Source organism: Streptomyces sp. NPDC001407 (assembly GCF_042895325.1).
Lineage (GTDB): Bacteria > Actinomycetota > Actinomycetes > Streptomycetales > Streptomycetaceae > Streptomyces.
Window position 1 is genome coordinate 40,768 of sequence record NZ_JBIAWF010000023.1, and the last position, 5,875, is coordinate 46,642.

Genomic DNA, 5,875 nt, shown 5'->3' on the forward strand with positions numbered 1-5,875 from the left:
TCCTGCGGCGCTTTCTTCCCCAGCCCCGCCCCTTCCCGAAACTGGGGCTCGTGCCCCAGACCCCCGGCTGCGGGTCGGTTCGCCGCCTGCGGCGGGAGCGCACTGCGTGCGCGTCCTCAAACGCCGGACGGGCTGATTTCAGCCCGTCCGGCGTTTGAGGACACCGCGCGTCAGCGCGGTCAGGGGGTCTGGGGTCTCCCCAGTTTCGGGAAGGGGCGGGGCTGGGGAAGGAGCCCGCCGCAGGCGAAGCCCCCACGCGGCGGAGCCGCACATCAGACGCAGCCGGGAAGGGGCGGGGTAGGGGAAGAAGCCCGCCGCAGGCGGCAACGGTGAGCAACCACCTCACCCCCTCCAGGGAAGCTCCGCCGTCACCGCCGTAGGCCCGCCCACAGGAGAGTCGACGACCAGCAACCCGTCCACCGACCCCAGCCGCTCCGCCAGCCCCGCCAACCCGCTGCCGGAAGACGTGGACGCACCCCCCCGCCCGTCGTCGGAGACCTGAAGCAGCACGCGGTTCTCCGAGTCCCACACGTCGACCCGCGCCGTCCGCGCGCCGCTGTGCTTGCTGACGTTCTGGAGGAGTTCGGAGACCGTGAAGTAGGCGATGCCCTCGATGGCCGGGGCCGGACGGGACGTCAGGTCGACCTCGACCCGGACCGGCACCGTGCAGCGGGCGGCCAGGGCAGAGAGGGCCGGGCCCAGGCCGCGGTCGGTGAGGATCGCGGGGTGGATGCCGCGGGCGAGGTCGCGCAGTTCCTGGAGGGCGAGCTTGACCTCGCCGTGCGCCTCGTCGACCATCTTCGCCGCGGTCTCGGGGTCCTCCTCCAGCTTCTCCTTCGCCAGGCCGAGGTCCATGGCCAGCGCGACGAGGCGGGCCTGGGCGCCGTCGTGCAGGTCGCGTTCGATGCGGCGCAGGTCGGCGGAGGCGGTGTCCACGACCACGCCGCGGTCCTCCTCCAGCTCCCACACCCGCTCCGCCAGCCGGGACGGCCCCAGCAGCCCCAGCACCAGCATCCGGTCGCCGAAGGCGAGACCGCGGATGATCCACGGCGTGATCAGGACGAAGACCAGACCGATGCCGCAGGTCACCCCGATCTCGAAGGGGTTGTCGAGGTAGAGACCGCCGCCGTTGCCGTCGCCGTACACCTGCATGCCGGGCTGGCCCCAGTAGGTGGGGTACATCCACGCGTACGCCGGGTAGAGGAACAGCGCCCAGCTCACCGTCCACAGGGTCAGCGACACCGCGAAGGCCGACACCGCCCACGGCAGGTGGACCACGCAGTAGAGCAGGCTCCGCCAGGACGTACCGCTCTTGAGCAGCGCCCCCGTCCAGGCGAGCGGGCCGCGCTTGCCCTTCGGCGGGCGTACGGGCTCCGGTTCGGCGATCTCCACGCCGAGCAGCGCGCGCGCCCGTACGCGCTCGACGGCGCCCAGCGCGCGCGACCCGAGGAGGGCCGCGGCCAGCACCGGCACGCCGACGAAGGTGATCAGCAGGCCGGCGCCCAGGGACATCATCGTGACCGCGTAGACGAAGGTCAGGACCGACATCGGGAAGCTGAGCAGGAGATAGAGGAACTCCCGCCAGGTACGCCCCTCCAGGGGGGCACGCAGCACGGCGGGCACGCGGTGGGGTGCCGCCTGTCCTTTGTCGATGGCCATCTCTGTCGTCCGATCTGCCAGGGCTTCTCTTGGTCTCCAGCCTCTCGCTCCGCGGTGGCGCGGACCATGGAGCGGGTCGGTGTCCTGGGGGTGGGGCTGTCCCCACCATCGGGGCAGGCGCCCCTCCGGAGCCCGGTGTCTCTTCAGGGCCCGGTGTCTCTTCGGGGCCTGGGGCCGTCCACCGGCGTGTGGGGAGGCTCGCGCGGGGCGACCCGCCGCAGGCGCGAACAACGACCCGCACCCGCAAGCAGCACCGCGATCAGCTGTCCGCCGAGCGCAGCGGACGGTCGCGCCACGGCAGTTCCGCCGTGACCACCGTCGGGCCGCCGGCGGGGGAGTCCACCACGAACAGCCCGTCCACCGACCCCAGGCGCTCGGCCAGCCCGGCCAGGCCGCTGCCGGAGTCCGTCGACGCGCCGCCCCTGCCGTCGTCGCGGACCTGGATGAGCAGCCGGTTCTCCCGCCGCCACAGCTCGACCTCGGCGGTGCGGGCGGCGCTGTGCTTGCTGATGTTCTGGAGGAGTTCGGAGACCGTGAAGTAGGCGATGCCCTCGATCGCCTGCGCGGGCCGGGCGGTCAGGTCCACCGAGACGCTGACCGGCACGGTGCAGCGGGCCGCGACCGACGACAGCGCCGCGTCCAGGCCACGGTCCGTCAGGACGGCCGGGTGGATGCCGCGGGCGAGGTCGCGCAGTTCCTGGAGGGCGAGCTTGACCTCGCCGTGCGCCTCGTCGACCATCCTCGCCGCGGCCTCCGGGTCCTCCAGCACCTTCTCCTTCGCCAGGCCCAGCCCCATCGCGAGCGCCACCAGGCGGGCCTGGGCGCCGTCGTGCAGGTCGCGTTCGATGCGGCGCAGGTCGGCGGCCGCGGTGTCCACGACGATGCCGCGGTCCGACTCCAGCTCGGCGACCCGCCGTTCCAGCTCGCTGGAGGGGGACAGCAGCCCGCGCACCATGGCCCGGTCCACGTTCGCGAGCCAGCGCGCCAGGTGTCCGAGAACCGGCCAGGCGACGAACAGCGCGCAAAGGGTCACGCCGAAAGTGAGAACGCCCCATGGCAATCGTATGAACGAGTACAGCGTCGCCCGCCAGGCCACCGGGTCCTTCACCGCCGCCCACGTCCAGGCGAGGAAGCCCTCGTTCCGGGGGTGCCGCGACATCGGGATCGGCTCGTCGATCCGGACACCGAGCAGCCCCCGCGCCCGCCCCCGCTCCAGCCGGCCGAGCCCCCGCGCCCCCAGCAGCCCGACCGCCAGCAACGGCAGCCCGATCACCGTCACCGACAGCAGCGCGCCCGCGTACAACCACAGCGAGACATAGACGAAGCCCGCGATTCCCAGCGGCAGATCGAGCAGGAGGTGGGCGACTTCCCGCCACGTCGACGCGTCGTAGGCGAAGCGGACGGGCGGCAACCGGTCCTGGTCGGGCTCGGTCCCACCGTCACGGAGGGTCGCGGGGCCGGTGCTCCCGGTGGTGCTTGTGGTGGCGCTGCGTGCGGCACTGCTGGCGGTCATACGCCCAGCCTGCCGGGCCGGACGGACGGACGCCATGGGGGCCATGGGGGCGCCCGGGTGGGGATAACCCCACCTCCGGCCGGACAGCGCTGCTCGCCGTGACCTTGTCAGGGCCTAGACTCCCGTGCGTAAAGAATCGTCGAAATGTGCTGGACAGGGAGCGAGGGCGGACGTGCCGGAGGCCACCGTGCGCACCGACAGTGCGGGCGTCCCCGACGTCCAGCTGGCGACGGACTACTTCCACAGCTATTCGGTGGTCGGACTGCTCGCGGTCGTCGGCGTGCTCTTCGTGGCCGTCGCCTTCGCGTCCGGACGGCTGCTGCGGCCCGTGGTGCCGACGCCCGAGAAGATGCTGACGTACGAGTGCGGCGTCGACCCCGTCGGCGAGGGCTGGGCGCACACCCAGATCCGCTACTACGTCTACGCGTTCCTCTACGTGATCTTCGCGGTGGACTCGATCTTCCTGTTCCCCTGGGCGACGGTCTTCGCCGCGCCGGGCTTCGGCGGCGCCACGCTCGTGGAGATGTTCATCTTCCTCGGCTTCCTGGCCGTGGGTCTGTTGTACGCATGGAAGAAGGGCGTCCTCGAATGGACGTGACACCGGTGGACCTGCCCGAGCCCCGACGGCTGGGCGCCCTGTCCCGGCTCGCGCCCGAACCCATGAAGGTGGTCCTCAACTGGGGCCGCCGCTACAGCCTGTGGGTCTTCAACTTCGGCCTCGCCTGCTGCGCGATCGAGTTCATCGCCGCGTCCATGGCCCGGCACGACTTCATCCGGCTCGGCGTCATCCCCTTCGCCCCGGGCCCCCGCCAGGCGGACCTCATGATCGTCTCGGGCACGGTGACGGACAAGATGGCCCCCGCGGTCAAGCGGCTCTACGAGCAGATGCCGGAGCCGAAGTACGTCATCTCCTTCGGCGCGTGCTCCAACTGCGGCGGCCCGTACTGGGACTCCTACGCGGTGACCAAGGGCGTCGACCAGATCATCCCGGTCGACGTCTACGTCCCCGGCTGCCCGCCCCGCCCCGAGGCACTGCTCCAGGGCATCCTCAAGCTCCAGGAAAAGATCGCCCAGGAGTCCCTGCGGGACCGCTACGCCACTGCCTCCGGCCCGTCGGCGGCGGCGCTGAGGAGCGGCCTGGTGACACCGCCGCCGACGCCGGGAGCGGCGGGTTCCGACTCCGCGGACTCCGGCGATTCCGGGGAGGCCGGACGATGAGCGAGCCCACGAACCCGGAGGCCGCCGAGCCCGCCCCCGCCGAGCCCGCCGCCGACGAAGCGGCGCAGCCGCTCGTCGGGTGGCTGCCGCGCGGTGCCGTCGAGCTGTTCGGCGAAGGCGCGAGCGCCGAGGAGGCGTACGGGCTGCTCACCGTCGACGTCCCCGCCCCCGCCTGGCTCACCGCACTCGAAACGGCCCGCTCCACGCTGGGCTGTACGTTCTTCGACTGGCTCAGCGCCGTCGACGAGCCCGGTACGGGCTTCCGCGTCTGCGCCCACCTCGTGGCCCTGCCGGGCCCGGACGGCGGGGTGCGCCGCCTCGTCCTGCGCACCACCGTGCCGCACGACGCGCCCGCCCTGCCGACCGCGACCGGCGTCTACGCCGGTGCGGCGTGGCACGAGCGCGAGACCCACGAGATGTTCGGCGTGGACTTCACCGGGCACCCCCACCTCGTACCGCTGCTGCTCCCCGACAGCTTCGAGGGGCACCCGCTGCGCAAGGACTTCGTGCTGGCCGCGCGCGTCGCGAAGGCGTGGCCGGGCGCGAAGGAACCGGGCGAGTCCGAGGGCGGCGGCCCCAAGCGCCGCCAGATGCTCCCGCCGGGCGTGCCCGACCCCAACGAGTGGGGCCCCCTCAAGGGCCAGCTCCCCCCGGCCCCGGCCCGCCCGGCCCGCGGAGCGCGCGCGGCCGGTGCGGGTGCGCCGGCCGCGGGGGACCGCCCCGTACGGCGGGCACGCAGTGTCAGCGAGGGCTCTGCGAGTCAGGCCGCCGCCCCGGCCGCGCGCCGCACGCGCAGTGTCGGCGAAGGCTCCGCGAGTCAGGCCGCCGAAGCGGCGGAGCCGGCTGAGCGCCCGGCTCGTCGTAGCCGCAGCGCGAGCGAGGGCTCGGCGAGCCAGGCCGCCGCGCCTGCTCCGGCGCGCCGTAGTCGTAGCGCGAGCGAAGGTTCGGCGAGCCAGCAGGCCGCCGGGACGGCGGAGACTCCGTCCCCGGCCGTGGAGGGCCCCGCGCGCGACAGCCGCAGTGCGGCGGAGGAATCCGCCGAGTCGGCGGCGGCCCGTCCCGCGCGCCGTAGCCGCGGCGCGGCTGACGGCTCCGCGAGCCAGGGCACGGTGCCTCGCACGCAGAGCGCAGCCCCACGGTCGTCCGACGCTCCGTGGCACCACGCCCGGCCGGCGTTCGACGACGACAAGACCTCACCCGCCCCTGCGGAAGCGGCACCCTCCGAGGGAGCGGGGCCGGCGCCGTCCGAGGCCAGTACGGCGGCGGAGCCCGTACCCCCTGCGGGGGCGGAGCCCGAGCGTCGCGCTGCGGCGGAGGCCGTACCCCCTGCGGACGCGGAGCCGGAACCGTCCGAGCGTTCTGCCCCGGCGGAGGCCGCGCCTTCCGAGGGAGCGGGGCCGGCGCCGTCCGAGGCCAGTACGGCGGCGGAGCCCGTACCCCCTGCGGGGGCGGAGCCCGAGCGTCGCGCTGCGGCGGAGGCCGTAC

The 5,875-nt window shown here is 73.8% G+C and carries 5 protein-coding genes; 3 read left to right on the forward strand and 2 right to left on the reverse strand.

What is annotated here, in order from left to right; translation table 11 throughout:
* Nucleotides 1-342: 342 nt before the first annotated feature.
* The gene (locus tag ACFY1P_RS27020; protein WP_390752103.1) at nucleotides 343-1,659 is read right to left on the reverse strand and encodes a sensor histidine kinase; all 1,317 of its coding nucleotides are present in this window, start codon (nucleotides 1,657-1,659) and stop codon (nucleotides 343-345) included.
* 259 nt (nucleotides 1,660-1,918) lie between these two features.
* Nucleotides 1,919-3,172 carry a sensor domain-containing protein gene (locus tag ACFY1P_RS27025; protein ID WP_361535005.1) on the reverse strand — a complete coding sequence of 418 codons (1,254 nt, stop codon included), beginning with the start codon at nucleotides 3,170-3,172 and terminating at the stop codon, nucleotides 1,919-1,921.
* A gap of 172 nt (nucleotides 3,173-3,344) precedes the next feature.
* On the opposite strand from ACFY1P_RS27025, the gene ACFY1P_RS27030 reads away from it, so the two are divergent.
* The 3 genes from ACFY1P_RS27030 to ACFY1P_RS27040 all read left to right on the forward strand — a co-directional run.
* Nucleotides 3,345-3,770 (forward strand): NADH-quinone oxidoreductase subunit A, encoded by a 426-nt coding sequence (locus tag ACFY1P_RS27030; RefSeq protein ID WP_361535002.1) that lies wholly within the window; start codon nucleotides 3,345-3,347, stop codon nucleotides 3,768-3,770.
* Nucleotides 3,761-4,390, forward strand: coding sequence for an NADH-quinone oxidoreductase subunit B family protein (locus ACFY1P_RS27035; RefSeq protein WP_361534999.1), 630 nt, complete (start codon nucleotides 3,761-3,763; stop codon nucleotides 4,388-4,390). Before ACFY1P_RS27030 ends, ACFY1P_RS27035 begins: the two co-directional genes overlap by 10 nt.
* The coding region (locus ACFY1P_RS27040; RefSeq protein ID WP_390752104.1) for an NADH-quinone oxidoreductase subunit C at nucleotides 4,387-5,875 on the forward strand (1,489 nt) is incomplete at its 3' end. The genes ACFY1P_RS27035 and ACFY1P_RS27040, both read left to right, overlap by 4 nt.

What these genes read in the sequence shown, in the direction of transcription:
- ACFY1P_RS27020 (WP_390752103.1), bottom strand. Translation starts at nt 1,659, where the DNA reads ATGGCCATCGACAAAGGACAGGCGGCACCCCACCGCGTGCCCGCCGTG.
- ACFY1P_RS27025 (WP_361535005.1), bottom strand. Translation starts at nt 3,172, where the DNA reads ATGACCGCCAGCAGTGCCGCACGCAGCGCCACCACAAGCACCACCGGG.
- ACFY1P_RS27035 (WP_361534999.1), top strand. Translation starts at nt 3,761, where the DNA reads ATGGACGTGACACCGGTGGACCTGCCCGAGCCCCGACGGCTGGGCGCC.